This window comes from Rhizobium sp. Nf11,1, from assembly GCF_050587665.1.
GTDB lineage: Bacteria > Pseudomonadota > Alphaproteobacteria > Rhizobiales > Rhizobiaceae > Rhizobium.
In genome coordinates this window covers 161,828-186,369 of the sequence record NZ_JBOBHU010000009.1, presented here as the reverse complement: position 1 = coordinate 186,369, position 24,542 = coordinate 161,828, and the positions used below count along the sequence as shown (strand labels likewise).

Below are 24,542 nucleotides of genomic sequence, written 5' to 3'. Positions count from 1 at the left end.
AAATGATGATGAAAAAACATAAGCGTGCAACCGTTGCCGACCTGCTTGCGGAAAAGGGCAGGCGTCAATTGACCATGCTGCGCGTCACCTCGCTCGACGAGGCCGAAGCCGCCGAAAAGGCCGGGATCGACATCGTCTCGGTGCCGCCGTCGCTGCTCGGTCCGGTCTTCCGCGAGATCGCCCCCACGCCCTTTGCCATTCCGGGTCTCGAATATGGCGACCATGTCTCGGCCGAAGACTATCTGCGCGCCGCCTTTGCGGCGCTGAAGGCCGGCGGCGATGCGGTCTATTGCGCCGCGAGCCTGCAGACGATCCGGCGCCTGCGCGACGAGGGCATCCCGGTCTGCGGCCATCTCGGGCTGATCCCCTCGAAAGCCACCTGGACCGGCGGCTTCCGCGCGGTCGGCAAGACGGCGGCAAGTGCGGCCGAGATCTGGCGGCAGACCAAGGCGCTGGAAGAGGCCGGCGCCTTCGCCGCCGAAATCGAAGTCGTGCCGGGGGATGTCGCCGCCGCCATCAGCAGCAACACCTCGATGCTGATGATCTCGATGGGGGCAGGCAGCGGCTGCGACGCCCAATATCTCTTCGCCGACGACGTGCTCGGCGCCAATCGCGACCACTATCCTCGCCATGCCAAGGTCTATCGCAACTTCGCCGCCGAACATGATCGGCTGCAGCGCGAGCGCATCGCCGCCTTCACCGAATTCGCCGAGGACGTAAGGACCGGCGCCTATCCGGAAAGGCGTCATTGCGTCGGTATCGACGAGGCCGAACTGAAGATTTTCCTCGACCGGCTGACCAACGAGACGGGCAAGCGCTGACGCCTGCCCGGCGACTCCCTTCTCCCCAGCGGGGCCCAGCGGGAGAGGGGGAAAGTTGCATTGGCTTCCGTCGCCGCCTGTGGCAGGAATGATCCGTTCGATTCATTTAGAACGGAGTATTCGGCCCCTGTGACGATCGGCTTTGCGCATGCGGAACTGATTGCAGTGCTCGTCTCGGTGACGGGGGATGAGCCGCGCGTCATGACCATCCGCTCCGGCAACGCGCTGCCGTCGGGCCCATTCGAAATGGGCCATCGAACCCTGCAATCGGGCCTGCGCGAATGGGTGCAGGAGCAGACCGAGCACCCGGTTGGTTATCTCGAACAACTCTATACCTTCGCCGACCGCGACCGGAACAACGAGATCCTTGGCGGGCGGACGATCTCGATCAGCTATCTTGGCCTCGTCAACGAGCAGGCGGGCGCCGGCCGGCCCGGATGGCATGGCTGGTACGACTATTTTCCCTGGGAAGACCATCGGCAGGGCCGGCCGGCCGTGCTGGATGAAATCGTGGCACGCCTGAAAAGCTGGGCGGATGCCGATCCGGCCCGGCAGGACCATCGCCATCGCCGCGCCGACTTCACCTTCGGCCTCGACGGCGGCGGCTGGAATGAGGATCTGGCCCTGCAGCGCTACGAACTGCTTTATGAAGCCGGCCTTGTGGCTGAAGCCGGATGCGGGGCGGAAGCCAATCTTGGGCGAGCGATGTTTGCCGATCACCGCCGCATTCTGGCGACTGGGATCGCCCGGCTGCGCGCCAAAATCAAATACCGCCCTGTCGTCTTCGAACTGATGCCGGAGAGTTTTACGCTTCTGCGGCTGCAGCGCACGATCGAGGCCCTGGCCGGACTGACGCTGCACAAACAGAATTTCCGCCGCCTCATCGAACAGCAGGAACTGGTCGAGGAAACCGGTGGAACGGAAAGCGAAACCGGCGGCCGGCCGGCCAAGCTCTTCCGCTTCCGCCACACCGTGCTCGAAGAACGGGCGCTCGCAGGAACGAAATTACCGCTCTCCCGCAATTGACATATGCTCACAGCGAGGATATGTCTTTGCCTATGATATGCTCATATCGAGCATAATTGGGAGCCGGTCATGAATCACGCAGTTTCCGCATCCTCGCTCTACAACCGCGTCAGCCGCGTCATTCCCAAAGCCGAATGGATGTCGTTCGAGGATGACATCAACGCCATTCTCGAGCTCAAGCGCCGCCGCCACGCCGTCATTCTCGCCCACAATTATCAGACGCCTGAGATTTTTCACGGCGTGGCCGATATCGTCGGCGACAGCTTGGCGCTAGCCCGCAAGGCTGTCGAGGTCGATGCCGATGTCATCGTGCTGGCCGGCGTGCATTTCATGGCCGAGACCGCCAAGCTTCTCAATCCTGAGAAAACCGTGCTGATCCCCGATCTCGGCGCCGGCTGCTCGCTGGCGGATTCGATCACGCCTGAGGATATCGCGCTGCTGCGCCAAGCCCATCCCGGCGTCCCCGTCATCACCTATGTCAATACCTCGGCCGCGGTGAAGGCGGCCTCCGACATCTGCTGCACCTCGGGCAATGCCAAACAGGTGGTGGAGTCGCTCGGCGTGCCGAAGGTGCTGATGATCCCCGACGAATATCTCGCCCGCAACGTCGCCCGCGAGACCGATGTCGAGATCGTCGCCTGGCATGGACACTGCGAAGTGCACGAACTCTTTACCGCTGACGATGTCCGCCAGCTGCGTGAAAACCATCCCGGCGTGACGGTGCTCGCCCACCCGGAATGCCCGCCCGACGTGGTGGCAGAGGCCGATTTCGCCGGCTCCACCGCTGTCATGTCCGATTATGTCGGCAGGCAGAAGCCGGCACGAGTGGTACTGCTGACGGAATGCTCGATGAGCGACAACGTCGCCGTGCACCATCCTGACGTCGAGTTCATCCGCCCCTGCAATCTCTGCCCCCACATGAAGCGGATCACGCTTGCCAATATCCGCGCCGCACTTGAGGAAAATCGCCATGAAGTGACGGTCGATCCGGCCATCGCCATGGCCGCCCGCCGCGCCGTCGAGAGAATGCTGGCGATATGACCGAGATCCTCGAACAGTTGAGCGGCCGCACCGTCATCGTCGGCAGCGGCCTCGCCGGGCTGATGACGGCGCTTACGCTGGCGCCGGAACCTTCCGTCATCGTCACACGCGCCGCGCTCGGTGCTGAGACCTCGAGCGCCTGGGCGCAGGGCGGCATTGCCGCCGGCATCGGCGCCGACGACAGCGCCGCGCTGCATCTGGTCGATACGCTTGCGGCCGGCGACGGGCTCTGCGACCGGAGCATTGCCGCGGGCATCACCGCCGACGCGCCGGCAGCCATTGCCGCACTGGAGCGCGCCGGCGTTCGCTTCGACCGCGATGACGCCGGACAACTCTCGCTCGGGTTGGAGGCCGCCCATAGTCGCCGCCGCATCGTCCATGCCGAAGGCGACGGCTCGGGTGCGGCGATCATCGCAGCGTTGGTGCGGGCGGTGGCGCGGACGCCCGCCATCACCGTGCTCGAAGGCTTCGAGGCGCGGCGTATTCTGATGGACGGCGAGCGCGTCGCCGGCCTGCTTTGCGCGACCGCAAGCGGCGGGGCCGCCGTCCTTCCGACTGCGAGGCTCGTGCTCGCCACCGGCGGGATCGGCGGGCTTTATGATGCGACCACCAATCCGATGGGCAATGTCGGTCAGGGGATTGCGCTCGCGGCAAGGGCGGGTTCCGAGCTTGCGGATATGGAATTCGTGCAGTTCCATCCGACGGCGCTCGATTCACGTCGCAGGCCCCTGGCGCTTGTCAGCGAGGCGGTGCGCGGCGAGGGGGCCTTGCTCGTCAACGAACGCGGCGAACGGTTCATGGCCCGCATATCGGGCGCCGAACTCGCGCCGCGCGACGTGGTGGCGCGCGCCATCAGTGCCGAGATCGCCCGCGGCGGCCGCGTCTTCCTGGACGCCCGCAAGGCGCTCGGCAGCCGCTTTGCCGCACGCTTCCCCGTCATATCATCTCTTTGCGGCGAGGCCGGCATTGATCCGGTCAAAGACCTCGTGCCGGTGCGCCCAGCCGTTCACTACCACATGGGCGGCGTCGCGACGGATGACAATGGCCGCAGCTCGGTTCCCGGACTCTGGGTCGCCGGCGAGGCTGCGTCGACCGGTCTGCACGGCGCGAACCGACTTGCCAGCAATTCGCTGCTCGAGGCAGCTGTCATGGGCATGCGGGCGGCGCGCGACATATCGGCCATGCCAGCAGACCGCACCGGCGCCATCCTCGCAGAACAGCTACCGGCGCCGGCCGACGCATCCTCCATCCGCATGACTGTCTCGCGTCATCTCGGCGTGCTGCGCAATGCCGATGCCCTTCACGGTGCAATCGCCGCATTACTGCCACTTGTCGAGGCCGACTGTCCTGCCTCCGATCCGGCCATCGTCGCATTGCTGGTCGCCGTCTTTGCCAGCCTGCGGATGGAATCGCGCGGCGCCCACGCCCGCACCGATTTTCCCCTGAAGCTCGCCGATGCGCAGCGCCGCCGGATGCGCCTTTCCCAAGCGCTGGAGATTGCCCGCGCCACACCACCCTATTCGCTTGCCAGGAGCGCCTGACATGAGCCTAGCCCCCCTTCCGCGCCTGATTATTGAACCCTTGGTGCGGGCAGCCCTGCTCGAAGATCTCGGCCTTGCCGGCGACATCACCTCGGCGTCGGTCGTTCCCTCGGATCACCGCTCCACGGTGGTGATGGCCGCCCGCCAGCCCGGCGTGATCGCCGGCCTTGATGCGGCCGGCCTCGCCTTCACGCTCGTCGATCCCGAAATTGTCATGCGCCGCCACATCGAGGACGGCGATGCGGTCAAATCAGGTGACGTCATCGCCACCATCGAGGGCCCTTCGCGCGGACTCTTGACCGGTGAGCGCACCGCGCTGAATTTCCTCAGCCATCTCTCGGGCATCGCCACCGTCACGGCCGGGATTGCCGCCGCTATCAGCGGCACCAGGGCCTCAGTCGCCTGCACGCGCAAGACGACGCCCGGGCTGCGGGCGCTGGAGAAATATGCAGTGCGGGCCGGCGGCGGCATGAACCACCGTTTCGCGCTTTATGACGCGGTGCTGATCAAGGATAATCACGTGGCCATATCAGGCGGCGTGGCCGAGGCGATCCGCCGGGCGCGGGCTGGCATCGGCCATCTGGTAAAGATCGAGGTCGAGGTGGACAGGCTCGATCAGCTGCAGGAAGCGATGGCGGTCGGTGTCGATGCCGTTCTGCTCGACAATATGAAGCCGGATCAGCTGCGCGAGGCCGTCGCCATCGTCGCCGGGCGGGCGATCACCGAGGCTTCGGGCCGGGTGACGCCAGCAACGGCCGCGGCAATCGCCGCTTCCGGAGTCGACCTCATTTCGGTCGGTTGGCTAACGCACAGCGCGCCCGTGCTGGATATCGGCCTCGATTTCGTCGAGGCCGCCAGCGCGGCGTAAACCAGCACCAAATAGATCGCGCCGAATACTGTGATCGCTTAGGCTCGCTTGCTATTGGTTGCGGCTATGGAGGCCGCAGCGGAAATAACTGCGCCAAATCAGGTCCGGGGGCAAAGTGTTGGCAAGCATTCCCGGCCGGCTAATGTGAGAAAATGCAAATATTCGGTGTAAAAACCTCTTTTTGCGCTATGCGCGGGCCAATTAACGCTCTAACATGTTCCTGCGCGGCCGGTGTGCATGCGCGCCTGGTCTTCAGGGGTGAGAAGCGGGATGCAACGGACATCCGGACAGATGTCGGCGAACAGGCTCTGCCTGCTCGGAAGACCGCGATTGCTGGCAGCGGGGAGGGAACTCCCTTTGCCGGAGAAGTCTTATTTTCTTTTCGCCATGCTCGCCGCCGAAGCCGATCTCGAACTCGACCGGGAAACCGTCAGGCGGCAGCTCTGGCAATCGGAAGCGCCGGAAAAACGCGCAGGCAGTTTGCGCCAGTTGCTGGCGCGCATCGAGCAAAGCATTCCCGCCGGCCTTCCGCCGCTGCTGAAAGCGACCCGAACCCATATCGGCCTTGCCGAAGGCTGGGAAGTCGATATCCATATACTCAAACAGAAAGCGCCGCTCGCAGCCGAAGACGGCGACATTCTGAATGGCGAATTGCTAGAAGGCGCCAAGTCGCCGACGCAGGGCGCCGAGGACTGGCTGACCTTCGAACGCCAGCGTATCGATGAACTGCGCGCCGCCCATCTGACGCGGCTGGTCGAAACTGCTGACGACAGATCGGACGAAGAGCAGGTGGCCTTTGCCCGTCGCCTGCTGGAGCTCGACCCCGCCAGCGAGACGGCCTATCGGGCCCTGATGCGCATTTATGTCAGGATGAACGACCCGGCCGCGGCCCGGCAGTCCTATCTGAAGTGCAAGAGCCAGCTGAAGGACGAGTTCGAAACCGAACCGGAGGAAAGCACCACCGCGCTTGCCCGCGAACTCGGCCTGATCCCGGCAGCTCAGCCCGCGGCCGCCGAACGTCCATCGCCAGCGCCCGGCGCCTTCGCCGATCTGCTCGGCCAGCCGCGGATCATCATCCTGCCGCCGGAAAGCATTTTCACCGATCCGCTGATGGAGCGCGTCGGCAGGGCGCTGCTTGAAGACGTCACCATCGGCCTCAGCCAGCAGCGCGGCTTCAAGGTGATCGCAGCCCATACGAGCCTCGAAATCCTCAGCCGTTCGGTCGATCCGGCCCGAGCTGTGCCCCGTGCGCTCGACCTCAGCTTCGATTACGCGGTTTACGTCACCATCCAGGGCCGCGAGGAGGATGTCTATGCGACCTGCCGTCTGACGCGGACGACGACATCGGAGGTGATCTGGGCTCTGGAACTGCCGCTGGTCATGCAGAAGATCAGCGAATCCTTCGCGCATCTGACGCGGCGCATCGTCTCCTCGCTCGCCGACACCGTCGAACGCCACGAGCTGGCGATGCCGATCGGCGAGGCGCCGCCATCCGCTTACCGTCTCTATCTCGAAGGCAAGCGGCTGATCGCCCAGACCGATCTGCAGCATCTGCGCCAGGCGCGCAAATGGTTCAGATCCTCGCTCAATCGTTATGAGAATTTCTCGGCTGCCCATGCCGGCGTGTCGCGTGCGCTCGGCATGGAATGGCTGATCCGCGGCATGCAGGACACCGAACTGCTCGACGAGGCGAATGGCGCCGCCCGGCTGGCGCAACAGTCCGACCCGAACAGCGGCCGGGCCTATCGCGAGCTCGGCTTCGTGGCGCTGTACCGCCGCCGTTTCGACGAAAGCCTGGACTATTTCCAGCAGGCCCAGGATCTCAATCCCAACGACGCCGACATCCTCGCCGATTACGCCGACGCGCTTTGCCACTACGGCGACTTTGACAAGGCGCTGGATCTGAACAATGCGGCATTCAAGCTCAATCCGCTGCCGCCGGATTATTACTACTGGAATCGTGGCGGCATCCACTTCGACCGAGGCGAATATAATCAGGCGATCGAGGCGCTTGAGCCGGTGCAGTCGAAACAGGCGACCGCGCGACTGCTGGCAGCCGCCCACGCCATGGCGGGCGATATGAAAAAGGCCGGCAAATACGCTAACGTCGTCCTGGAAAATTTCCCGGATTTCCGCAGCGAGGACATCCGCCATTTCGTTCCCGACCGCGATCCCCGCTATACGGAAACGCTGATTCATGGCCTCCAACTGGCCGGACTTCCCTGATTGCATGGCCTTTTAACGAAGCCTGTAACGGTTAAATGACGCAGACAATGTTCCTCTGCAATGGTTAACGGCAGCCGGCTGCCTATCCCATTGGAGATGGACAATGAAAACCACTGTTGAAACCCATGCAGCAATGCCTTCCCAGCCGCGCTTCTCGGCCGCAGCCAAGGCTGCGATGAAGCAGGACGAACTCAATGTCACGGCAAATGCTCTCGAAAATCTGACCCATGCGCTGAAGTTCCGCTAAAGAGGCGAGATCGGTATGTCCGCCTTCGCCGATCTTGAATCGCTAGCCGATGATCTCAGACGATCATCGGCCGGCGTCAGCGACTATCACGACCGTGCAATCACGCCGGCGCAGACACTCGCGGCCATTAGGCCGCATCTGCGCGAATTCGGCATCACGCGCGTCGGCCTGCTGACCGCTCTCGACGTGCTGAGCATCCCCGTCGCCTTCGCGACGAGGCCGAACAGCCACACGCTTTCGGTCTTCCAGGGCAAAGGCATCGACAATGATGCCGCCATGGCCTCGGCCGCCATGGAGGCGATCGAGACGCGGATCGCGGAAATTCCGCCCGCCGACCTGACGCAGGCGACGGTGGAGAGCATGCGGGCGGAAGGCGCCGCCATGATCGATCTCGACAATGTCGCACGATGCGCGCCCGATGAAATCGGCGGTGACCCCATCCCCTGGTGCTCCGGCCTCGACATTCTGTCCGGCAGCAGCGTCTTCGTCCCCTGGTGGCTTGTCGGCCTCGACCATCGCGGCGAGCGGCCGCCGGGCTTCGAGCAATCGAGCGATGGGCTTGCCTCCGGCAATGCGCCGTCCGAAGCGGTCCTGCACGGACTTTGCGAGCTGGTCGAGCGCGACGCCTGGGCTCTGACCCAGTTGAAATCACCGCAGCGCCTGAAGGAGAGCCGCATCGACCCCGCCTCCTTCGGCGATGCTGTCATCGACGTCATGACCGACCGGGTCACACGCGCCGGCATGCGGCTGCTGCTGCTCGACATGACCACGGATATCGGCGTTCCGGCTTTTCTGGCCGTCATTATGCCGGGCAATCTTTCCGACCGCGCCGATGCGCGCTGGTCGCATGTCTGCGGCGGCTGCGGCTGCCATCCCGATCCTGTGCGCGCCGCACTGCGCGCCATCACCGAAGCGGCCCAGAGCCGGCTGACGGCGATCGCCGGCAGTCGCGACGATTTCTCGCCGCGCATCTACCAGCGGCTCGATCGGAGTGCGGCGATGCAGCAGCTGGTCGAACTCTGCGAGAGCGACGGCCGGATGCGCGCCTTTCAGAACCGCCATCGCCGTGCGTCGACGATCCAGGAGACCATCCGCCACATAGCCGACCGGCTGGTGGCGAGCGGGATCGAACAGATCGTCGCCGTGCCCTTTGCCCATCCGGCTTTGCCGGTCTCGGTCGTCAGGGTGATCGTGCCGGGCCTGGAGGTCGATATATCAGGCCAGTACGTCCAGCTCGGCCTGCGCGCCGTCAACACCATGAGAGGAGCCCAATCATGAAGGTTCTGTTCGTCGGTCCGAGCCTTGGTGGCGGTCTTGCCGCAGCGAGAAACATGTCTCCCTGCATTGATTTCCGCCCGCCTGCCGCCCGCGGCGACATCCTGAAGGCAGTAGAAGACGGCGCCACCGCGATCGGCCTTGTCGACGGCTATTTCGGCGAGCTGCCATCGGTCTGGCACAAGGAAATTCTCTACGCGCTCGAACATGATGTCGCCGTAGCCGGCGGCGCCAGCATGGGCGCATTGCGGGCTGCAGAATGCGCTCCGTTCGGCATGGTCGGGCTCGGCTCGATCTTCGAGGATTACGAGTCCGGGCGGCTGCTCGACGATGAGGCCGTCGCACTCGTGCATGCGCCGCAGGCGCTTGGCTGGCTGCCGCTTTCCGTACCCTGGGTCGATTTCGAGCCCACGGTTGATGCGCTTCATGCCCGCGGCGAGATCTCCACGGCCGAGCGCAAGAAACTACTGCTCGCCGGCCGCTTCCTGCATTTCTCCGAGCGCACCTATGCGCGCGTGGTCGACGAGTGCCATTTCCGCAAGCCGCGTCGTGACCTCCTCCTCGCCGCTCTCCGCAAGAATAGGGTCGAACGCAAACATGACGACGCGCGGCTAGTGCTGGAGTGGCTGCACCGCGAGCAATTCACACCTGTCAACCGTGACTGGCGCTTTGCCGCAACCTCGCATTGGGAGCTTTTGCACGCCGAAGTCACCCGCAACGTGACTCCTGTAACGCTTGAATAACGGTCTCGGCTAGATGATGCAGGGGTGATGGAATCTGAGGCTTCACGGCCAAAGGGGCGGGAACAATGTTTGAACAACGTAACGAAGGTACAGGCAGCGAATACGCAAGGATCTTCCGGCTGCTGTCGGCAGCCAAGGAGGAGGCTGAAAAGCTTCAGCTGCGTAATCTGATGCACCTGACGAACATGGCACTGCTGCAGGTCGTAATCGATTGGGACGGCATAGATCCGGACAGGGAACTTGACGTTAACCTCGAGAAACTGCTCGGCAGCAAGGCCAAGATCGCAATGAAGGACGCTAGCGAGAATCTAATCCTGATTGATCGCCATTGACCTTCATGCCGTCCGTTGGAATCGCGTGAAGGAGATCCGGCCTATTCGGCCGCTTCACCCTCGACCTGTTCGGTGTGGGCGATTGCCTGAACAAGCTTCAGGATCTTCTTGCGAAGAGCTTCGTTTTTGATCGAGAAGAACGCCGCATTCAGAAGCACACCCTCGCGCGAAATGACGAATTCTTCGCTGGGAGCGGGGTTGTCGTTAGCCGTCTCGGGCGTTGAGAGGTCGTCGAAGAACGTCCTGACGTCGACGTTCAGCGCGCCGGCGATTTCAACCAGCATGCTGGCGGAAACGCGGTTGGAGCCTTTTTCGTATTTCTGGATCTGCTGAAACGTTACGCCGACACGATCGCCCAATTCCGTCTGCGAAACTTTGCGCAGCAGACGCTGTATGCGGATCGTCTTTCCGACATGAACATCCACTGCGTGCGGTTCTTCTTTCATTTGTTTCCCTCCTGAGGACACGGACATGAGGTTATTCGCCATATCCGTGTCTGACACTTTTAACTGAGACACACAAAGCTAGCAATTGTCTGGCTGAAAGTCGTCCCAAACCGAAACATCGCATCGCTCCATATTAGCAGCAGCAAAAAACATGCCAAAGTAGCACTTTTGGGGGGTTACATCATCCGATTTCAGGGTGCCGAGCATGGTAGTTTGCTGCGGACCTTTCAGCCGAAGGATCAGCACGGCGTAAATAAAAGTTACAATGACCAGAGGCGCTGGGCATTGGCGAAGAGCAGCTTGGAACGCTCCGCCTCGCTGCTGCCGGCGAGCACGGCATGGGTCGCTGCAACCCAGGTGGAAAGGCCGCCGCCGAGCGTGCAGACCGGCCAGTCGCTGCCCCAGACGACACGATCCCAGCCGAAACTTGCGATCACATGTTCGATATAGGGCGTCAGCGTCTGTGCTGTCCATGTCTGCGCATCCGCATAGGCGACGACGCCTGATATCTTGCAGATCACGTTCGGCCGGCGGGCGATTTCCGATATGCCGGCCTTCCATGGCTCGAAGGCATCGGAGCGGATATCCGGCACGCCGCAATGATCGAGGACGAACTGCACGTCGGGCGCGAGATCGACGAGAGCGGTGACGCGACCGGCCTGATGCGGCAATGTGCAGAGGTCGAAGGTCAGGCCGCTGCCACCGATGCGCCGGATGTTGTCTCGAAACAGGACGCCTTCCGAGACGGTGTCGGGCACGACATGCAGCACGCGGCGGAAGCCCTTGACGAAGGGATCGGCCTTTTGCAGCTCGAGATAGGCGGCAAAGCCTTCCTCCTCGGGACGGCAGGAGACAATCGCCCCGGCAATCAGGCTGCCTTGCCTTTTGGCGATCGATGCAATGTGGTCGGTCTCGGCCTGCATGACGGCCGGATCGACATCGACCTCCATATGCAGCGCCGTCATAATGCCGCAGCGCCGCGCCTCGGCCGCATAGGTCTCATAGAGAAAGTCATGGTCGAGAGCCGGCACGCCGAAGAGCCAGGGATAGGAAAGCGCCGACCGGTCGATGATATGCAAATGGGTGTCGATGAGCACGTTTTCCTCCTCCCAGGAATGGTCTTTGCCGCAACCTATTTCTCGTGAATGGATTATTCAAATAGAAATTTCTGCTGCCCGGGCATGGCTGCCTCACCCTGGCATGCCGTAAAGCCTGCCCCTCATCCTAACCCTCTCCCCGTAAAACGGGGCGAGGGGAGAGAGGGACGGAGAGGCCGCGGCATATCCTCTTCGCCCGCCTGCGGGGGTCCGAAGGACGGGTCGAGACCCGTGGCTCGACCCCGGTCGGTGGCGCAGCCGGATAAGGGGCAGCGGCGCGATGGTCAGATCGGGCTGACATCCGCCCCGGCCAGCAGCGAAAGCTGAGCGGCGGTCTTCTGCACCAGCGTGATCGTTTGGGTGATGTCGGGGGCGGACGGCGCATTGACAAGGGCGATAAAGGGGCAGGTCAGGGCGGCGATACAACGCCGGTCCGGCCCAAGAACGGGCGCCGACAGATTGTAGACGCCTGATGTCTGGGCGCTCGCCATCATCTCGTAGCCTCGCTCGCGGATCTGGTCGAGGCGATCGTAAAATTCGGCGCCAAGGTCGATCTCGGCGCGGTTGCGCGCATGTTCCGATATCATCATCTCCCGCTCCTCGTCGCTGCGGAAGGCGAGCAGCACATGCCCCGAGCCGGTGTCGAACAGGCTGATATGGGCGCCGATGCGGATCGAGAAGCCCCAATAGTCCGGCGCTTCCTGCTGGGCGATGACAACGGCGGCGCCACGGTCAAAGACGGCGAGATGATTGGCCTGACGGGTGCGCTGGGCGAGGTCGCGCATCAGCGGCGTGGCATAGGAGGCAAGCCGGCGCACAGGCGCATGCAATTGCGCAAGGCCAAAGAGCTTCAGCGTCAGCGAGTAGCGATCGCCATCCAGCCGGGTGACGTAACCGCGACGCACCAGCCGGTCGAGCATACGATAGAATTCATTGGGACTGCGGTCGAGCCGCTTGGCAATCTCCGCCTGGGTGAGGCCGCTGTCGACGCCGGCGAGCAGCTCCAGGATATCGAGGCCCTTGTCTAAAGCAGGAGCGCGATAGCGGTCTGACTCGTCGGTCTCCATTCCTTCCTCCTGTAAATATTATTCTGCATATACGCAGAACCATGGCCGGAAAAGGAAAACTTCGCGCTTGACCCTTGGCCAATCGTCTGTTTGTCTATAAACAGACAAATCATAATTGAAGACAGCCAATCAGCAGAAACGACGAGAGGCGGGGCTTCGCGCCTTGCCCTACGCCGGCCGAAAGGCGCAAAGAGAGAAAATGGCAGGCCCTGATGGACGTCCTATTCCATCACCGCGCGGCCTTCGGCAAGATAACCGCATGCATCGTCTCATGTAGACAATCCAGAAGAGGCCCGTGACATGACAAACAGACTTTCCGGCAAGACCGTTCTCATTACCGCCGCCGGCCAGGGCATCGGCCGGGCGACGGCGGCAGCCTTTGCCGCGGCCGGCGCCAAGGTCCATGCAACCGACATCAACACCGACGCGCTGGCAACCCTTGCCGCGGAAACCGGCGTCTTCACCCATAAGCTCAACGTGCTCGACGGGGATGCGGTCACGGCGCTCGTCGCCGAAATCGGCACTGTGGACGTTCTGTTCAACTGCGCCGGCTTCGTCCATGCCGGCTCGATCCTGGACATGCCGGATTCCGATCTCGAATTCGCTTTCGACCTCAACGTCAAGGCGATGATCCGCACCATCCGGGCGGTGCTGCCCGGCATGCTCGAACGCAAGGACGGGTCGATCATCAACATGGCCTCCGTCGCTTCCAGCATCAAGGGCGTGCAAAATCGCTTCGCCTATGGCGTCACCAAGGCGGCGGTCATCGGCCTTACCAAATCGGTCGCCGCCGATTATGTTGCTCAAGGCATCCGCTGCAATGCCATCTGCCCCGGCACGGTGGAAAGTCCGTCCTTGCAGGACCGCATGCGCGCACAGGGCGATTACGATGCGGCCCGCGCCGCCTTCATCGCCCGCCAGCCGATGGGCCGGCTCGGTTCGCCGGAAGAGATCGCCGATCTCGCCGTCTATCTCGCCGGCGCCACCTACACATCTGGCCAGGCGATCGCCATCGACGGCGGTTGGACGATCTGACGTCGGCTTCGTGAGGCGGCCGGCAGAGTGCCGGCCGACCCCGGCTATCGCAATTGGCCCCTTAAATCGGGAGGAACAACATGACCCGCATCACCGACCTTCGCGTCTTCGATCTCCGCTTTCCCACCTCGCAAAGCCTTGACGGATCCGATGCAATGAACCCCGATCCCGACTATTCGGCCGCCTATGTCATTCTCGACACGGATGTCCCGGGCCTTGCCGGCCATGGCCTGACCTTCACCATCGGCCGTGGCAACGACATTTGCTGCATGGCGATCGAAGCGATGCGCCACCTCGTCGTCGGCGCCGATCTCGGCGAGGTGCTTGCCCATCCCGGCAAATTCTGGCGGCATCTGACCAGCGACAGCCAGTTGCGCTGGATAGGCCCCGAAAAGGGCGCCATTCACCTGGCGACCGGTGCGGTCGTCAACGCCGTCTGGGATCTGCTCGCCAAACAGGCCGGCAAGCCGGTCTGGCGGCTCGTCGCCGACATGTCGCCGGAAGAGATCGCCGATATCGTCGACTACCGCTATCTCACCGACGTGCTGACGCGCGATGAAGCGGTCGCTATCCTCAAGAAGGCAGAAGCGGGCAAGGCGGAACGGATCGCCATCCTCGAAAAGGAAGGCTACGCCTGCTACACGACGTCGGCCGGCTGGCTGGGTTATGAAGACGAGAAATTGCGCCGGCTCTGCCAGGAAGCGATCGACGCCGGCTTCAACCATATCAAGATGAAGGTCGGCCGCGACCTGCAAGACGATATCCGGCGTCTGCGGATCGCCCGCGAGGTGATCGGTCCCGATCGCTACCTGATGATCGACGCCAATCAGGTCTGGGACGTTGGTCAGGCGATCGACTGGGTCAAGGCGCTTGCCTTCGCCAAGCCCTTCTTCATCGAGGAGCCCACAAGCCCCGACGATGTCGCCGGCCACCGCAAGATCCGCCAGGCAATCGGCCCGGTGAAGGTCGCAACCGGCGAGATGTGCCAGAACCGCATCATGTTCAAACAGTTCATTGCCGAAGGCGCGATCGACATCGTCCAGATCGATTCCTGCCGCATGGGCGGGCTGAACGAGGTCCTTTCCGTCCTGCTGGTCGCCGCCAAATTCGGCCTGCCGGTCTGGCCGCATGCCGGCGGCGTCGGCCTTTGCGAATATGTGCAGCATCTGTCGATGATCGACTACGTCGCGGTTTCGAGCACCAAGGAAGGCCGCGTCATCGAATATGTCGATCACCTGCACGAACATTTCCTCGATCCCTGCCGGATCGAGAACGCCGCCTATATGCCGCCGACCCTGCCGGGCTTTTCCATCGAGATGAAACCGGCGTCGATCAGCAACTATACGTTTCGCGGCTAGACACTTGATCCCAGGCTTTAATGGACATCCGACTCCGGTCCCTTTTCAAGCGACGCAGGCAAAGCGGCTTCGCTCCGCCTTCTTGGCTTGATAAAGGGCCAATCGGCCCGTTCCATCATCGTATCGGCCGAGTTTCAATACTTCGCGGCCGAGAGCTTTCTGCGATCTTTGCCAGATTTTCGATCTCCAGCGTCGAACGCATTCCTACACAATCCGACGGCACAAGGATTGTCTGGACGATTGCGGTATTTTTGTGCCACCCCCTTGTTCAGAGGCGATAATTGTCTAAGAAATCAAACTTGGATTTAAGATATCTTTAATTGCAACCTAGCTCTCGTTTCCAGATTTTTTCCATTTGCCGCATACTGTTTATTTATCCAGATGCTTTCCCTTCACCATCCAAACACCATCATCAGACCGGGCCAGTCGTCGAGCAGCGACGCGTGCCGGCCAAATCAACAATGACAACAGAGGTTCCAATGAGGAAAGCATTCCTTCTATCGATCGTAGCGATGTCCTTCAACACAGTATTGGCTGGTTGCACGACAGTAACTGCCGATGGTTTGACGCGCTATGAAAAGGACGTCAGCGTGGCGAGTGGCGAGCGCACTAGGTTGGGTGTCGCCTTCCTCATCAATCCTGACTGCAGCATGAAAGCAGTGCCGGAGGTTCGCATCCGCGAGGCACCGAAGCACGGCAAGGTAGAGAGTCTGCGCGAACTCGCGTTCCCCAATGGCAAGGGTGAATATAAGAAGTGCAATGGCACAAAGGTGCCCGCCACGGTCGGGTACTACACCTCTGACAAGGGCTTTGTCGGCAAGGACAGAGTGGTTGTTCGCACCTCCTATAAAAACGGCGTTGTCGATGAAGGGGTCCTGAACATTACCGTTGTCGAATAGCATGCTGTGATGGCGACCGGCATCGCGAGCTTTAACGCCGCCGCCCCAGAATCCAACCTCCAGGCTGGGAACCTCCCATGAACATGCGATACGCACTTTTTTATTCGGCGCTCCTTCTCCTTGAGGGAGGGCACGCTCAAGCTCAGGAGATCACGAAGGAGAGTACCTCCGCTACGGTCATCTCAGGCAGTCGAACCGTCATTTACCAGTCGTCATTCGTGCATCCTGACTGCACGTCTGCTGCCCTGCCGCGCCTAAAGATTCTGGACGGCGGCAAACATGGAAAGATTCAAATCGTCCATGAAAAGGTGTTTCCGAATTTCGAACGAAGCAATCCTCGCTTCAAATGCAATGGCCGCAAGGTAGACGGAGCTGTGGTTTACTATACGCCCGGCGCCGGCTTCACTGGATCCGATAAAGTAAGGTTGCGAGACTCAAGCGAGTCGGAGGCCGGCGTTTGGGAGATCACAGCACGCATAACTGTCGTTGATTGACAGGATTTTCGACTAGCCGATCGATCACAGGGGCGCGCAACTGCAGACGGCGCCTTCTGGATCGGCGGCGAGAGAAAACGGGCATTTCGAGCAAGCGTCGCAGTGACCCGCGCGAGGGAACAGCGCGCGGTCGATGGTGGTGTTACGCGCCGCTATCCTTTTCGGCGCTCGCCGCCATATGCTTAAGCTCGTCCCAGAGGCTTTCGGCGAAGCTGCGCAGGACCGTGAGCTCGAAGCTGTCATCGCCGGTGCGGGCGATCTGCACGGAAATGTGACCGACCATCGTCATCGCAGAGCTGCCTTCCGCAAATATGCCGGCGTCGAGATCGACCGCCGTGCCTTTGGAAAGAAGCAGCCTTGAGGAGCGGCCGGAAATGCCGATGCGGATGCGGCCGTGGCTCTGGTCTGTGACGAAGGCTTTTCCGGCGAGCGCCGCCGTAAGAGCCGCAAGACCGGCGGGGGCAAGCGGCTCGTCGCCGGCAACGAACCATTGCCGGAAGCCCGCCTGGCGGATCGAACTTGTGGCAAGGCCCGCTTTCGCCAATTCCGCGGCAAGCGTGGCCGGCTCGATTGCGCCAAGCACATGCAGCAGGTGGCCTTCCGGCTGGGCTTCCAGCCGGATGTCTGCCTCTGAGATACCGGTATATCTAGCCCCGGCAAGAACCGGTCTGTGTTGCGGAAGATCAGGCATGGAGCTTCTCGTTTTCGGGATCGATGAAGACGGGATGGCAGAGCACCGCCTCGGTGAATTCATTGCGCAGGCCGTTCCAGACCGTCACCTTCTCGCCGATGCGCTCGGGCCCGCGCCGGACGAGCGCCAGGCCGATCGTATGGCCGAGGCTCGGCGAAAACGCGCTCGACGTGACATAGCCCTGATCGTTTTCGAGCGTCGCCGCAGCGCCCTCGGCAAGGATATGCGAGCCGGTGCGGAAGCCGCTTGCCCGATTGAGCGGCTTGACCCCGACGAGGCGCGGGCGCTCGGGATCCTGCAGGCCGTCGCGGGCGAGCATCGCCTTGCCGATGAAATCCGGCTTGGTCGATGAGACCATGCGGCCGAAGCCGAGATCGCCCGGTGTGACCGTGCCATTGATCTCGGCATGGGTGACGTGGCCCTTTTCGATGCGCATGACGCCGAGCGCTTCGACGCCGTAAGCGCAAATGCCGTGTTTCTCACCTGATGCCATAATCGCGTCGGCAACGCCTTCGCCGTAGCCGGCCGGCACCGCCAGCTCGTAGGCGAGTTCGCCGGAGAAGGAAATCCGGAAGAGCCGGCCTTCGAGCCGGCCGCCGAAGAGCGAGACCTTGCGGGCACTCATGAAGGGGAAGGCGGCATCCGACAGATCCTCGTCGACGATCTCAGAGAGGATGGCGCGCGACTTCGGCCCGGCCACGGCCATCTGCGCCCATTGATCGGTCGAGGAGGCGAAGCAGACGTCGAGCTCGGGCCAGAGCGTCTGGGCACAGAATTCGAGATGGGTCAGCACGCCGGCGGCAAGTGCCGTCGTCGTCGTCATGAAGAAATGGTCATCGCTGAAACGGCTGGTGGTGCCGTCATCATAGATGAAGCCGTCCTCGCGCAGCATGATGCCGTAACGCGCCTTGCCCACGGCAAGCTTGGCGAAGCCGTTGCAATAGATGCGATCGAGGAAGGTCGCGGCGTCCTTGCCGAAAATTTCGATCTTGCCGAGCGTCGAGACATCGCAAAGGCCGGCATTTTTGCGGATGTTCAGCACTTCGCGGTCGACGCTTTCGCGCCACGTCGTTTCGCCTGGACGCGGGAACCAGGAGGAACGATACCAGAGGCCGGTTTCGACGAAGACCGCGCCGTTCTTTTTCGCCCAGCCGTGCAGCGGCGATTTGCGCGTCGGCTGGAAATCCTTGCCGCGCGATGCCCCGGTCAAAGCGCCGAAGGACACCGGGGTATAGAAGGGCCGGAAGGTCGTCGTTCCCACTTGCGCCGGCGAGACGCCGCGCGCCTCGGCAAGGATGCCGATGGCGTTGATATTGGAAAGCTTGCCCTGGTCGGTCGCCATGCCTGATGTGGTGTAGCGCTTGGCGAGTTCGACATGGCCGTAGCCCTCGCGGACGGCAAGACCCAAATCCTTAAGATGCACGTCGTTCTGATAATCAACGAACGCCTTGCCCTTCGAGCCTTTGACCGACCAGAGCGGCCTTGCGTGTTGAGCCGTCTCGGCGAAGGAGGCAAAGGCCGGTTCGGCGGCGAGGCCGATTGCCTGCAATGCGGCTGATGCCTTGGCGGCGCCATCGCCGAGGCAGGCTGCGGTCTGCGCAAGGCCGGCAGCCGCGCCGGCAACAGCAAGACCATCCTGTGCAGCCGACGCCAGAAATGCCGAAGCCTCATCCGACCACTGCGGCTTGCCGCCGCGATGGCAGGCAAGATGGATGATCGGGCTCCAGCCGCCCGACATGGCGAGCGCGTCCGCGTCGATGCGGCGAATGCCGCCTGCGGTCTCGACGCTGACGCCGCGCAGGCGCTTGCCGCCATGCGCATCGATGATACGAGCGCCCTTCATCAGCTCGGCGCGACCCTGCCACCCCTTGCCGCCATCCGCGCGGCTGTCGACGATTGCCGCAACGGCGAGGCCGGCGGCTTCAAGGTCGGCGGCGGTGTCATAGCCGGTATCGTTGGTGGTAAAGATCACCGTGTTTTGGCCGGGCGCCACCGCCTGCCGGTTGAGATAGCTGCGCATGGCGCCTGCCATCATCACGCCCGGAATATCGTTGCCGCCGAAGACGAGCGGCCGCTCTTCGGCGCCGGTCGCCAGGATCGCCTGGCGGGCGACGATGCGCCACAAGCGTTCGACCGGACGATCCGGATCGGGCAAGGCCACGTGCTTCCGCACCCGTTCGACGGCGCCGAAAACATTGTCGTCGTACCAGCCGAACACCGTCATGCGCGGCAGGCGGCGTACATTCTCCAGGCCCTCCAGCTCGGCCAGCAGCTCGCCGACAACAGCGTTTGCCGGCCTGCCGTCGACAGTGCCGGGGGAAAGCAGGCTGCCGCCGAGTTCGGGGCCTTCGTCGGCGAGGATGACGCGTGCGCCGGCGCGGCCGGCGGTGAGTGCCGCGGCCAGACCGGCGGGGCCTGCGCCGATCACCAGCAGGTCGCAATGCGCCCAGCATTTCTCGTAGGAATCGGGATCGGCTTCATAGGAGGCTCTGCCGAGGCCCGCCGCCTTGCGGATCACCGGCTCGTAGAGCTTTTCCCAGAGGGCCGCCGGCCACATGAAGGTCTTGTAGTAAAAGCCGGCGCTGAGGAAAGGCGACAGCAGCCCGTTGACCGCGCCGACATCGAAGCCGAGGGAGGGCCAGCGGTTCTGGCTCTTGGCCGTCAGCCCCTGGTAAAGCTCGATCATCGTTGCGCGCGTGTTCGGCTCGGTGCGTCCGCCGCTGCCTGTCGTCACCAGCGCGTTCGGTTCGGCGGCTCCTGCCGTCAGGATGCCGCGCGGGCGGTGATATTTGAAACTGCGGCCGACGAGCTGGATACCGTTGGCAAGCAGCGCTGAGGCGAGCGTGTCGCCCGGATGGCCCGCGAGCGCCCTGCCGTCGAAGCTGAAGCCGAGCGAGGTGGAGCGGTCGATGCGGCCGCCGGAGGAAAGACGGAAGCTCGTCATGCCGGGTCTCCGCCGAGCTTGGCAAGGGCAGCATCCCTGACGCCATGGACCTTATGGGTGACGGTATCGCGATCGACGATCAACCAGCGGCGGCATCCGGAGGAATGGTGCCAATATTCGCTGTGGCGGCCGCGCGGATTGTCACGGAGATAGACATAGTCGTACCAGGCATCCGCCCCGGCATCCGGCGCCGGCCGGACAAGGTTCGCATCGCCGCGGATCGAGAATTCCTCCTTGGGGCGGACGCCGCAATGGGGACATGAAATCAGGCTTGCCATTGTCTAAATGTCCTCAGTGCAGGTTGGGCTGGGCGCCGACGCCCTTTTCGTCGATCTGATAGCCGCGCGCGAAACGGTCGAGCCGGAAGGCACGTGCCGTCTGGTGCGGCGTGTTGCGGGCGATCAGATGGGCGTAACAGAAGCCGGAGGCGGGCGTGGCCTTGAAGCCGCCGTAACACCAGCCGCTATTGAGGTAGAGATTGTCGATATGGGTGCGGTCGATGATCGGCGAGCCGTCCATGCTCATATCCATCACCCCGCCCCAGGAGCGGAGATAACGCACGCGCGACAGCGACGGGATCATCGCGACCCCGGCTTCGGCGACATGCTCGACCGAAGCGAGATTGCCGCGCTGCGCATAGGAATTATAGCCGTCGATGTCGCCGCCGAAGACGAGGCCGCCCTTGTCGGACTGGGAGACGTAGAAATGACCGGCCCCGAAAGTGACGACATTGTCGATGAAGGGTTTCAGCCCTTCGGAGACGAAGGCCTGCAGCACATGGCTTTCGATCGGCAGGCGAAGGCCGGCCATATCGGCGACCACGGTGGAATTGCCGGCCGCCGCCAGCGCCAGCTTGCCGCAGCCGATGAAGCCCCTGCTGGTCTCGACGCCGGTCACCCGGCCGTTTTCGCGGCGGATGCCGGTCACCTCGCACTGGGTGATGATATCGACGCCGCGGCTGTCTGCGCCGCGGGCATAACCCCAGGCGACGGCATCATGGCGCACCGTGCCGCCGCGCGGCTGGAACAGGCCGCCCATAATGGGGAAACGGGCATTGTCGAAATCGAGGAAGGGCAATTTTCGGCGCACCGCCTGCCGGTCGAGCAGCTCGGCATCGACGCCGTGCAGCCGCATGGCGTTGCCGCGGCGCGTATAGGCGTCACGCTGCGCGTCGGAATGGAAGAGGTTCAACACGCCGCGCTGCGAGACCATGGCGTTGAAGTTGAAGTCCTGCTCCAGCCCTTCCCAAAGCTTCATCGACAGTTCGTAGAAGGGATTGTTGCCAGGCAGCAGGTAGTTGGAACGGATGATCGTGGTGTTCCTGCCGATATTGCCGGAGCCGAGATAGCTCTTTTCCAGGACGGCGACATTGGTGATGCCGAACTCCTTGGCAAGATAATAGGCAGTGGCCAGACCATGACCGCCGCCACCAACGATGACGACGTCGTAATGCGGCTTCGGCGCCGGATCGCGCCAGGCGGGCGCCCAGCCCTTGTTGCCGCGAAGGCCGTTCAGAAGAATCGAAAGAGCGAAATAGCGCATGGGTCACCCGGAAAGAACAGCTGCATGATGCCAGAAAGAATCGACGAGACTTGCACAAAACGGACATATGTCGCTAAGAAAGGGACATGTCCTCACTTGATGGCAGAAATGTTCAGACGATCGGCTTCATCCTGATTCCGGGATTTGCGCTGATGTCCTATGCCTCGGCGACGGAGCCGCTGCGGGCGGCAAATCTGCTGGCTGGCCGCGAGATCTATCGTGTCTCCACCTATTCGCCGGATGGCGCGCCGGCCCTTTCCTCCTCCGGCGTCAGCGTGCCCGCCGATCCCCTTCCCATGAGGGGATCGGGCCTTAGTACCGCCTTCGTCTGCGCCGGCGGCTTGCCTCGGGATTGGCGATATCCTGGCGTGCTTGCCTGCCTGAGGCAGTTGTCGCGCGAAGGCATGCGGATCGGCGGCATTTCCGGCGGCCCCTATCTGATGGCCGCCGCCGGACTGCTTGGGGGCCGCGACTTCACTATCCATTGGGAGCATGCGGCCGCCCTTCTCGAAGCCTTCCCGGATCTCACGCCGCGCCAGGCGCGCTTCGTGATCGACGGCAACAGGATCACCTGCGGCGGCGGTATCGCTCCACTTGACATGATGCATGTGCTGATCGCCGAGCGGATGGGGCCGGATTTCGCCCGCCGGGTCAGCGACTGGTATCTTCACACCGAGGTCAACGAACCCGCTGCTCCGCAGCGTGCGTCTCTCGCCGAGCGATACGGTGTCCACCACGCTGGCCTGCTTAATGTTCTCGAACGGATGGAGGAGACGATCGAGATGCCGCTCGAGCGCGCCGCCATGGCGCGGATCGCCGGTGTCACCACCCGCCATCTCGACCGGCTCTTTGCGGCCCATCTCGCCACCAGCTTCCTCGATCAATACCGCAGGATCAGGCTTCAGCATGCCCATCGCCTGCTGAAGCAGAGCCCGCTTTCCGTCTCGGAGATCGCTGTTGCCACCGGTTTTTCCAGCCTCAGCCATTTTTCCCGGATGTTCCGTGTCGTCTACGGCATCGCCCCGCGAGAGGCGCGGCGGGAATAAGTTTTCTTCACGGTTGAGAAATTTTCACTATGGCGATAGCGTTGCCTTGACCCAAAAGAGAAGGCAGCAGTAAATCCGATGAAAGCCAAAGGTGAAGCGGCAGACCAACCGGAACAGGCGCAGGGCGGACGCACCCCCTTTTCCCAGGACCCGCACGCCGTTCGGGAACCGAAGGAAAACAACCTCGAAATGGCGATCGGCCATGAGGTGCGGGCCTACCGCAAGAAACTCGGCATCACCGTCACCGATCTCGCGGCTGCGACCGGCATTTCGCTCGGCATGCTGTCGAAGATCGAGAACGGCAACATCTCGCCGTCGCTGACGACGCTGCAGTCATTGTCGAGGGCGCTCGGCGTGCCGCTGACGGCCTTTTTTCGCCGCTACGAGGAGCCGCGCAATGCCGTCTTCGTCAAAGCGGGGCAGGGCGTCGAGCTGGAACGGCGCGGCACCCGCGCCGGCCATCAATATAATCTGCTCGGCCATATCGACAACAACACCAGCGGCGTCATCGTCGAGCCTTATCTCATCACGCTGACGGCCGATTCCGATGTTTTCCCGACCTTCCAGCATGAGGGCATGGAGTTTCTCTACATGCTCGAAGGCGAGGTCATCTACCGCCACGGCGACCAGCTTTTCCAGATGCAGCCGGGCGACAGCCTGTTCTTCGACGCCGATGCGCCGCATGGGCCGGAGCAACTGGTAAAACTGCCGAGCAGGTACCTCTCGATTATCAGCTATCCCCAGCAGAACTCGCGAAGCTGACTTGCCTTAGAAGAAAAGTTTATTCCTACCAGTTGAAGTCCATACATAGACCTGCTATTCCTTTCTCAACATGAAAGGAGGCACAGGCGATGTGCGGCATTGTTGGATTGTTCCTCAAGGACAAAAGCCTTGAGCCTCAGCTCGGAAACCTGCTTTCGGATATGCTGATCACCATGACGGATCGCGGGCCGGACTCGGCCGGTATCGCGATCTATGGCGGCTCCGCAGAGGGCAAGGCGAAAATCACTATCCAGTCCAGCAATCCAGGCGCGGACTTCGAGGGCCTCGCCACTGACCTCGAGGCAGCCGGCATCAAGGCCCATGTGTGGATCAAGAGCACGCACGCGGTCATTGAGCTTGATGCCTGCAAGCTTGGAGCAGTGCGCGAGGCGCTCGAACGGATTCGCCCGGCAGTCCGTCTTATGGGCTCGGGTGAGAGCGTCGAGATCTACAAGGAAATCGGTCTCCCAAAGGACGTCGTGGCGCGGTTCGGCGTCCGCGCGATGAGCGGAACCCACGGCATCGGCCATACCCGCATGGCGACGGAATCCGCCGTCACCACACTCGGCGCCCATCCGTTCTCGACCGGCGCCGACCAGTGCCTCGTGCACAATGGCTCGCTGTCCAACCACAACAACCTGCGCCGCGAACTGGCGCGCGAAGGCATGACCTTCGAGACGCAGAATGATTCCGAAGTCGCCGCCGCCTATCTGACGGCCGAAATGGCCAAGGGCAAGGATCTCGGCCAGGCGCTGACCGGTGCGCTCGACGATCTCGACGGTTTCTTCACCTTCGTCGTCGGCACCAAGTCCGGCTTCGGCGTGGTGCGCGACCCGATCGCCTGCAAGCCCGCCGTCATGGCCGAGACCGACCAGTATGTCGCCTTCGGTTCGGAATACCGCGCGCTGGTCAATCTTCCCGGGATCGAGAATGCCCGCGTCTGGGAGCCGGAGCCAGCAACTGTCTACTTCTGGGATCACGACAAGGCGGCCTGAGGCGCGCTGAAAGCCAAGAGGCGGCGCGGACCGTCTCCCGGACCAA

The 24,542-nt window shown here is 62.6% G+C and carries 24 protein-coding genes; 17 read left to right on the top strand and 7 right to left on the bottom strand.

Annotated features, from left to right (window positions below; genetic code table 11):
- Positions 1 to 5 precede the first annotated feature (5 nt).
- The 10 genes from ACQ7C1_RS15865 (at position 6) to ACQ7C1_RS15820 (ending at position 10,120) form a co-directional block, all read left to right on the top strand.
- The gene (locus ACQ7C1_RS15865) at positions 6 to 821 is read left to right on the top strand and encodes a 3-methyl-2-oxobutanoate hydroxymethyltransferase (RefSeq protein WP_430958955.1); all 816 of its coding nucleotides are present in this window, start codon (positions 6 to 8) and stop codon (positions 819 to 821) included.
- Positions 822 to 950: 129 nt separating this feature from the next.
- Entirely contained in the window at positions 951 to 1,847 is an 897-nt protein-coding gene (locus ACQ7C1_RS15860) for an NUDIX hydrolase (protein ID WP_430958954.1), read from the top strand.
- 69 nt (positions 1,848 to 1,916) lie between these two features.
- The gene (gene nadA, locus ACQ7C1_RS15855; RefSeq protein WP_430958953.1) at positions 1,917 to 2,888 is read left to right on the top strand and encodes a quinolinate synthase NadA; all 972 of its coding nucleotides are present in this window, start codon (positions 1,917 to 1,919) and stop codon (positions 2,886 to 2,888) included.
- Positions 2,885 to 4,429 carry an L-aspartate oxidase gene (locus tag ACQ7C1_RS15850; protein ID WP_430958952.1) on the top strand — a complete coding sequence of 515 codons (1,545 nt, stop codon included), beginning with the start codon at positions 2,885 to 2,887 and terminating at the stop codon, positions 4,427 to 4,429. The genes nadA and ACQ7C1_RS15850 overlap by 4 nt, the downstream gene beginning before the upstream one ends.
- 1 nt (position 4,430) lies before the next feature.
- Positions 4,431 to 5,297, top strand: a complete 867-nt coding sequence (gene nadC / locus ACQ7C1_RS15845) for a carboxylating nicotinate-nucleotide diphosphorylase (protein ID WP_430958951.1) — start codon at positions 4,431 to 4,433, stop codon at positions 5,295 to 5,297.
- Positions 5,298 to 5,567: 270 nt separating this feature from the next.
- Positions 5,568 to 7,523 carry a BTAD domain-containing putative transcriptional regulator gene (locus ACQ7C1_RS15840; RefSeq protein ID WP_430958950.1) on the top strand — a complete coding sequence of 652 codons (1,956 nt, stop codon included), beginning with the start codon at positions 5,568 to 5,570 and terminating at the stop codon, positions 7,521 to 7,523.
- A gap of 103 nt (positions 7,524 to 7,626) precedes the next feature.
- On the top strand, positions 7,627 to 7,770 hold the full coding sequence (locus ACQ7C1_RS15835; RefSeq protein WP_176536271.1) for a hypothetical protein: 144 nt from the start codon (positions 7,627 to 7,629) through the stop codon (positions 7,768 to 7,770).
- A gap of 15 nt (positions 7,771 to 7,785) precedes the next feature.
- Positions 7,786 to 9,048: a YcaO-like family protein gene (locus ACQ7C1_RS15830; RefSeq protein WP_430958949.1), complete on the top strand. Its 1,263-nt coding sequence runs from the start codon at positions 7,786 to 7,788 to the stop codon at positions 9,046 to 9,048.
- Positions 9,045 to 9,788 (top strand): TfuA-like protein, encoded by a 744-nt coding sequence (locus tag ACQ7C1_RS15825; protein ID WP_183702086.1) that lies wholly within the window; start codon positions 9,045 to 9,047, stop codon positions 9,786 to 9,788. The genes ACQ7C1_RS15830 and ACQ7C1_RS15825 overlap by 4 nt, the downstream gene beginning before the upstream one ends.
- A gap of 65 nt (positions 9,789 to 9,853) precedes the next feature.
- Positions 9,854 to 10,120: a hypothetical protein gene (locus tag ACQ7C1_RS15820; protein ID WP_003594963.1), complete on the top strand. Its 267-nt coding sequence runs from the start codon at positions 9,854 to 9,856 to the stop codon at positions 10,118 to 10,120.
- Between the two features lie 41 nt (positions 10,121 to 10,161).
- On the opposite strand, the gene ACQ7C1_RS15815 is transcribed toward ACQ7C1_RS15820, so the two are convergent.
- The 3 genes from ACQ7C1_RS15815 to ACQ7C1_RS15805 form a co-directional block, all read right to left on the bottom strand.
- Positions 10,162 to 10,566: a helix-turn-helix domain-containing protein gene (locus ACQ7C1_RS15815; protein ID WP_085781220.1), complete on the bottom strand. Its 405-nt coding sequence runs from the start codon at positions 10,564 to 10,566 to the stop codon at positions 10,162 to 10,164.
- Positions 10,567 to 10,826: 260 nt separating this feature from the next.
- Positions 10,827 to 11,663, bottom strand: a complete 837-nt coding sequence (locus tag ACQ7C1_RS15810) for an amidohydrolase family protein (protein WP_430958948.1) — start codon at positions 11,661 to 11,663, stop codon at positions 10,827 to 10,829.
- Between the two features lie 284 nt (positions 11,664 to 11,947).
- Positions 11,948 to 12,730, bottom strand: coding sequence for an IclR family transcriptional regulator (locus tag ACQ7C1_RS15805; protein WP_430958947.1), 783 nt, complete (start codon positions 12,728 to 12,730; stop codon positions 11,948 to 11,950).
- 300 nt (positions 12,731 to 13,030) lie between these two features.
- Here ACQ7C1_RS15805 and ACQ7C1_RS15800 point away from each other — a divergent pair, with 300 nt between their 5' ends.
- The 4 genes from ACQ7C1_RS15800 to ACQ7C1_RS15785 all read left to right on the top strand — a co-directional run bounded on the left by ACQ7C1_RS15800 (position 13,031) and on the right by ACQ7C1_RS15785 (position 16,516).
- Positions 13,031 to 13,765, top strand: coding sequence for an SDR family oxidoreductase (locus ACQ7C1_RS15800; RefSeq protein ID WP_430958946.1), 735 nt, complete (start codon positions 13,031 to 13,033; stop codon positions 13,763 to 13,765).
- Positions 13,766 to 13,845: 80 nt separating this feature from the next.
- Positions 13,846 to 15,123: an L-fuconate dehydratase gene (locus ACQ7C1_RS15795; RefSeq protein ID WP_430958945.1), complete on the top strand. Its 1,278-nt coding sequence runs from the start codon at positions 13,846 to 13,848 to the stop codon at positions 15,121 to 15,123.
- 479 nt (positions 15,124 to 15,602) lie between these two features.
- Positions 15,603 to 16,022: a hypothetical protein gene (locus ACQ7C1_RS15790; protein WP_430958944.1), complete on the top strand. Its 420-nt coding sequence runs from the start codon at positions 15,603 to 15,605 to the stop codon at positions 16,020 to 16,022.
- Positions 16,023 to 16,099: 77 nt separating this feature from the next.
- Positions 16,100 to 16,516, top strand: coding sequence for a hypothetical protein (locus tag ACQ7C1_RS15785; RefSeq protein ID WP_430958943.1), 417 nt, complete (start codon positions 16,100 to 16,102; stop codon positions 16,514 to 16,516).
- A gap of 142 nt (positions 16,517 to 16,658) precedes the next feature.
- Here ACQ7C1_RS15785 and ACQ7C1_RS15780 read toward each other — a convergent pair whose 3' ends face one another.
- The 4 genes from ACQ7C1_RS15780 to ACQ7C1_RS15765 are packed head-to-tail and all read right to left on the bottom strand — an operon-like array spanning position 16,659 to position 21,693.
- On the bottom strand, positions 16,659 to 17,207 hold the full coding sequence (locus ACQ7C1_RS15780; RefSeq protein ID WP_430958942.1) for a sarcosine oxidase subunit gamma family protein: 549 nt from the start codon (positions 17,205 to 17,207) through the stop codon (positions 16,659 to 16,661).
- Positions 17,200 to 20,151: a sarcosine oxidase subunit alpha family protein gene (locus tag ACQ7C1_RS15775; protein ID WP_430958941.1), complete on the bottom strand. Its 2,952-nt coding sequence runs from the start codon at positions 20,149 to 20,151 to the stop codon at positions 17,200 to 17,202. Before ACQ7C1_RS15775 ends, ACQ7C1_RS15780 begins: the two co-directional genes overlap by 8 nt.
- Positions 20,148 to 20,429, bottom strand: coding sequence for a sarcosine oxidase subunit delta (locus ACQ7C1_RS15770; protein ID WP_430958940.1), 282 nt, complete (start codon positions 20,427 to 20,429; stop codon positions 20,148 to 20,150). The genes ACQ7C1_RS15775 and ACQ7C1_RS15770 overlap by 4 nt, the downstream gene beginning before the upstream one ends.
- A gap of 13 nt (positions 20,430 to 20,442) precedes the next feature.
- Complete coding sequence (locus tag ACQ7C1_RS15765) at positions 20,443 to 21,693, bottom strand: sarcosine oxidase subunit beta family protein (RefSeq protein ID WP_430958939.1); 1,251 nt, start codon at positions 21,691 to 21,693, stop codon at positions 20,443 to 20,445.
- An 86-nt stretch (positions 21,694 to 21,779) separates the two neighbouring features.
- Here ACQ7C1_RS15765 and ACQ7C1_RS15760 point away from each other — a divergent pair, with 86 nt between their 5' ends.
- From ACQ7C1_RS15760 to ACQ7C1_RS15750, 3 genes are all read left to right on the top strand, one after another.
- The gene (locus ACQ7C1_RS15760; RefSeq protein WP_430958938.1) at positions 21,780 to 22,739 is read left to right on the top strand and encodes a GlxA family transcriptional regulator; all 960 of its coding nucleotides are present in this window, start codon (positions 21,780 to 21,782) and stop codon (positions 22,737 to 22,739) included.
- 78 nt (positions 22,740 to 22,817) lie between these two features.
- Positions 22,818 to 23,501: a helix-turn-helix domain-containing protein gene (locus tag ACQ7C1_RS15755; protein ID WP_085781211.1), complete on the top strand. Its 684-nt coding sequence runs from the start codon at positions 22,818 to 22,820 to the stop codon at positions 23,499 to 23,501.
- Positions 23,502 to 23,590: 89 nt separating this feature from the next.
- Positions 23,591 to 24,496, top strand: a complete 906-nt coding sequence (locus tag ACQ7C1_RS15750; protein ID WP_183702065.1) for a class II glutamine amidotransferase — start codon at positions 23,591 to 23,593, stop codon at positions 24,494 to 24,496.
- Positions 24,497 to 24,542 lie beyond the last annotated feature (46 nt).

What these genes read in the sequence shown, in the direction of transcription:
- ACQ7C1_RS15865 (WP_430958955.1), top strand. Translation starts at nt 6, where the DNA reads ATGATGAAAAAACATAAGCGTGCAACCGTTGCCGACCTGCTTGCGGAA.
- nadA (WP_430958953.1), top strand. Translation starts at nt 1,917, where the DNA reads ATGAATCACGCAGTTTCCGCATCCTCGCTCTACAACCGCGTCAGCCGC.
- ACQ7C1_RS15850 (WP_430958952.1), top strand. Translation starts at nt 2,885, where the DNA reads ATGACCGAGATCCTCGAACAGTTGAGCGGCCGCACCGTCATCGTCGGC.
- nadC (WP_430958951.1), top strand. Translation starts at nt 4,431, where the DNA reads ATGAGCCTAGCCCCCCTTCCGCGCCTGATTATTGAACCCTTGGTGCGG.
- ACQ7C1_RS15840 (WP_430958950.1), top strand. Translation starts at nt 5,568, where the DNA reads ATGCAACGGACATCCGGACAGATGTCGGCGAACAGGCTCTGCCTGCTC.
- ACQ7C1_RS15835 (WP_176536271.1), top strand. Translation starts at nt 7,627, where the DNA reads ATGAAAACCACTGTTGAAACCCATGCAGCAATGCCTTCCCAGCCGCGC.
- ACQ7C1_RS15830 (WP_430958949.1), top strand. Translation starts at nt 7,786, where the DNA reads ATGTCCGCCTTCGCCGATCTTGAATCGCTAGCCGATGATCTCAGACGA.
- ACQ7C1_RS15825 (WP_183702086.1), top strand. Translation starts at nt 9,045, where the DNA reads ATGAAGGTTCTGTTCGTCGGTCCGAGCCTTGGTGGCGGTCTTGCCGCA.
- ACQ7C1_RS15820 (WP_003594963.1), top strand. Translation starts at nt 9,854, where the DNA reads ATGTTTGAACAACGTAACGAAGGTACAGGCAGCGAATACGCAAGGATC.
- ACQ7C1_RS15815 (WP_085781220.1), bottom strand. Translation starts at nt 10,566, where the DNA reads ATGAAAGAAGAACCGCACGCAGTGGATGTTCATGTCGGAAAGACGATC.
- ACQ7C1_RS15805 (WP_430958947.1), bottom strand. Translation starts at nt 12,730, where the DNA reads ATGGAGACCGACGAGTCAGACCGCTATCGCGCTCCTGCTTTAGACAAG.
- ACQ7C1_RS15800 (WP_430958946.1), top strand. Translation starts at nt 13,031, where the DNA reads ATGACAAACAGACTTTCCGGCAAGACCGTTCTCATTACCGCCGCCGGC.
- ACQ7C1_RS15795 (WP_430958945.1), top strand. Translation starts at nt 13,846, where the DNA reads ATGACCCGCATCACCGACCTTCGCGTCTTCGATCTCCGCTTTCCCACC.
- ACQ7C1_RS15790 (WP_430958944.1), top strand. Translation starts at nt 15,603, where the DNA reads ATGAGGAAAGCATTCCTTCTATCGATCGTAGCGATGTCCTTCAACACA.
- ACQ7C1_RS15785 (WP_430958943.1), top strand. Translation starts at nt 16,100, where the DNA reads ATGAACATGCGATACGCACTTTTTTATTCGGCGCTCCTTCTCCTTGAG.
- ACQ7C1_RS15780 (WP_430958942.1), bottom strand. Translation starts at nt 17,207, where the DNA reads ATGCCTGATCTTCCGCAACACAGACCGGTTCTTGCCGGGGCTAGATAT.
- ACQ7C1_RS15775 (WP_430958941.1), bottom strand. Translation starts at nt 20,151, where the DNA reads ATGACGAGCTTCCGTCTTTCCTCCGGCGGCCGCATCGACCGCTCCACC.
- ACQ7C1_RS15770 (WP_430958940.1), bottom strand. Translation starts at nt 20,429, where the DNA reads ATGGCAAGCCTGATTTCATGTCCCCATTGCGGCGTCCGCCCCAAGGAG.
- ACQ7C1_RS15765 (WP_430958939.1), bottom strand. Translation starts at nt 21,693, where the DNA reads ATGCGCTATTTCGCTCTTTCGATTCTTCTGAACGGCCTTCGCGGCAAC.
- ACQ7C1_RS15760 (WP_430958938.1), top strand. Translation starts at nt 21,780, where the DNA reads ATGTCCTCACTTGATGGCAGAAATGTTCAGACGATCGGCTTCATCCTG.
- ACQ7C1_RS15755 (WP_085781211.1), top strand. Translation starts at nt 22,818, where the DNA reads ATGAAAGCCAAAGGTGAAGCGGCAGACCAACCGGAACAGGCGCAGGGC.
- ACQ7C1_RS15750 (WP_183702065.1), top strand. Translation starts at nt 23,591, where the DNA reads ATGTGCGGCATTGTTGGATTGTTCCTCAAGGACAAAAGCCTTGAGCCT.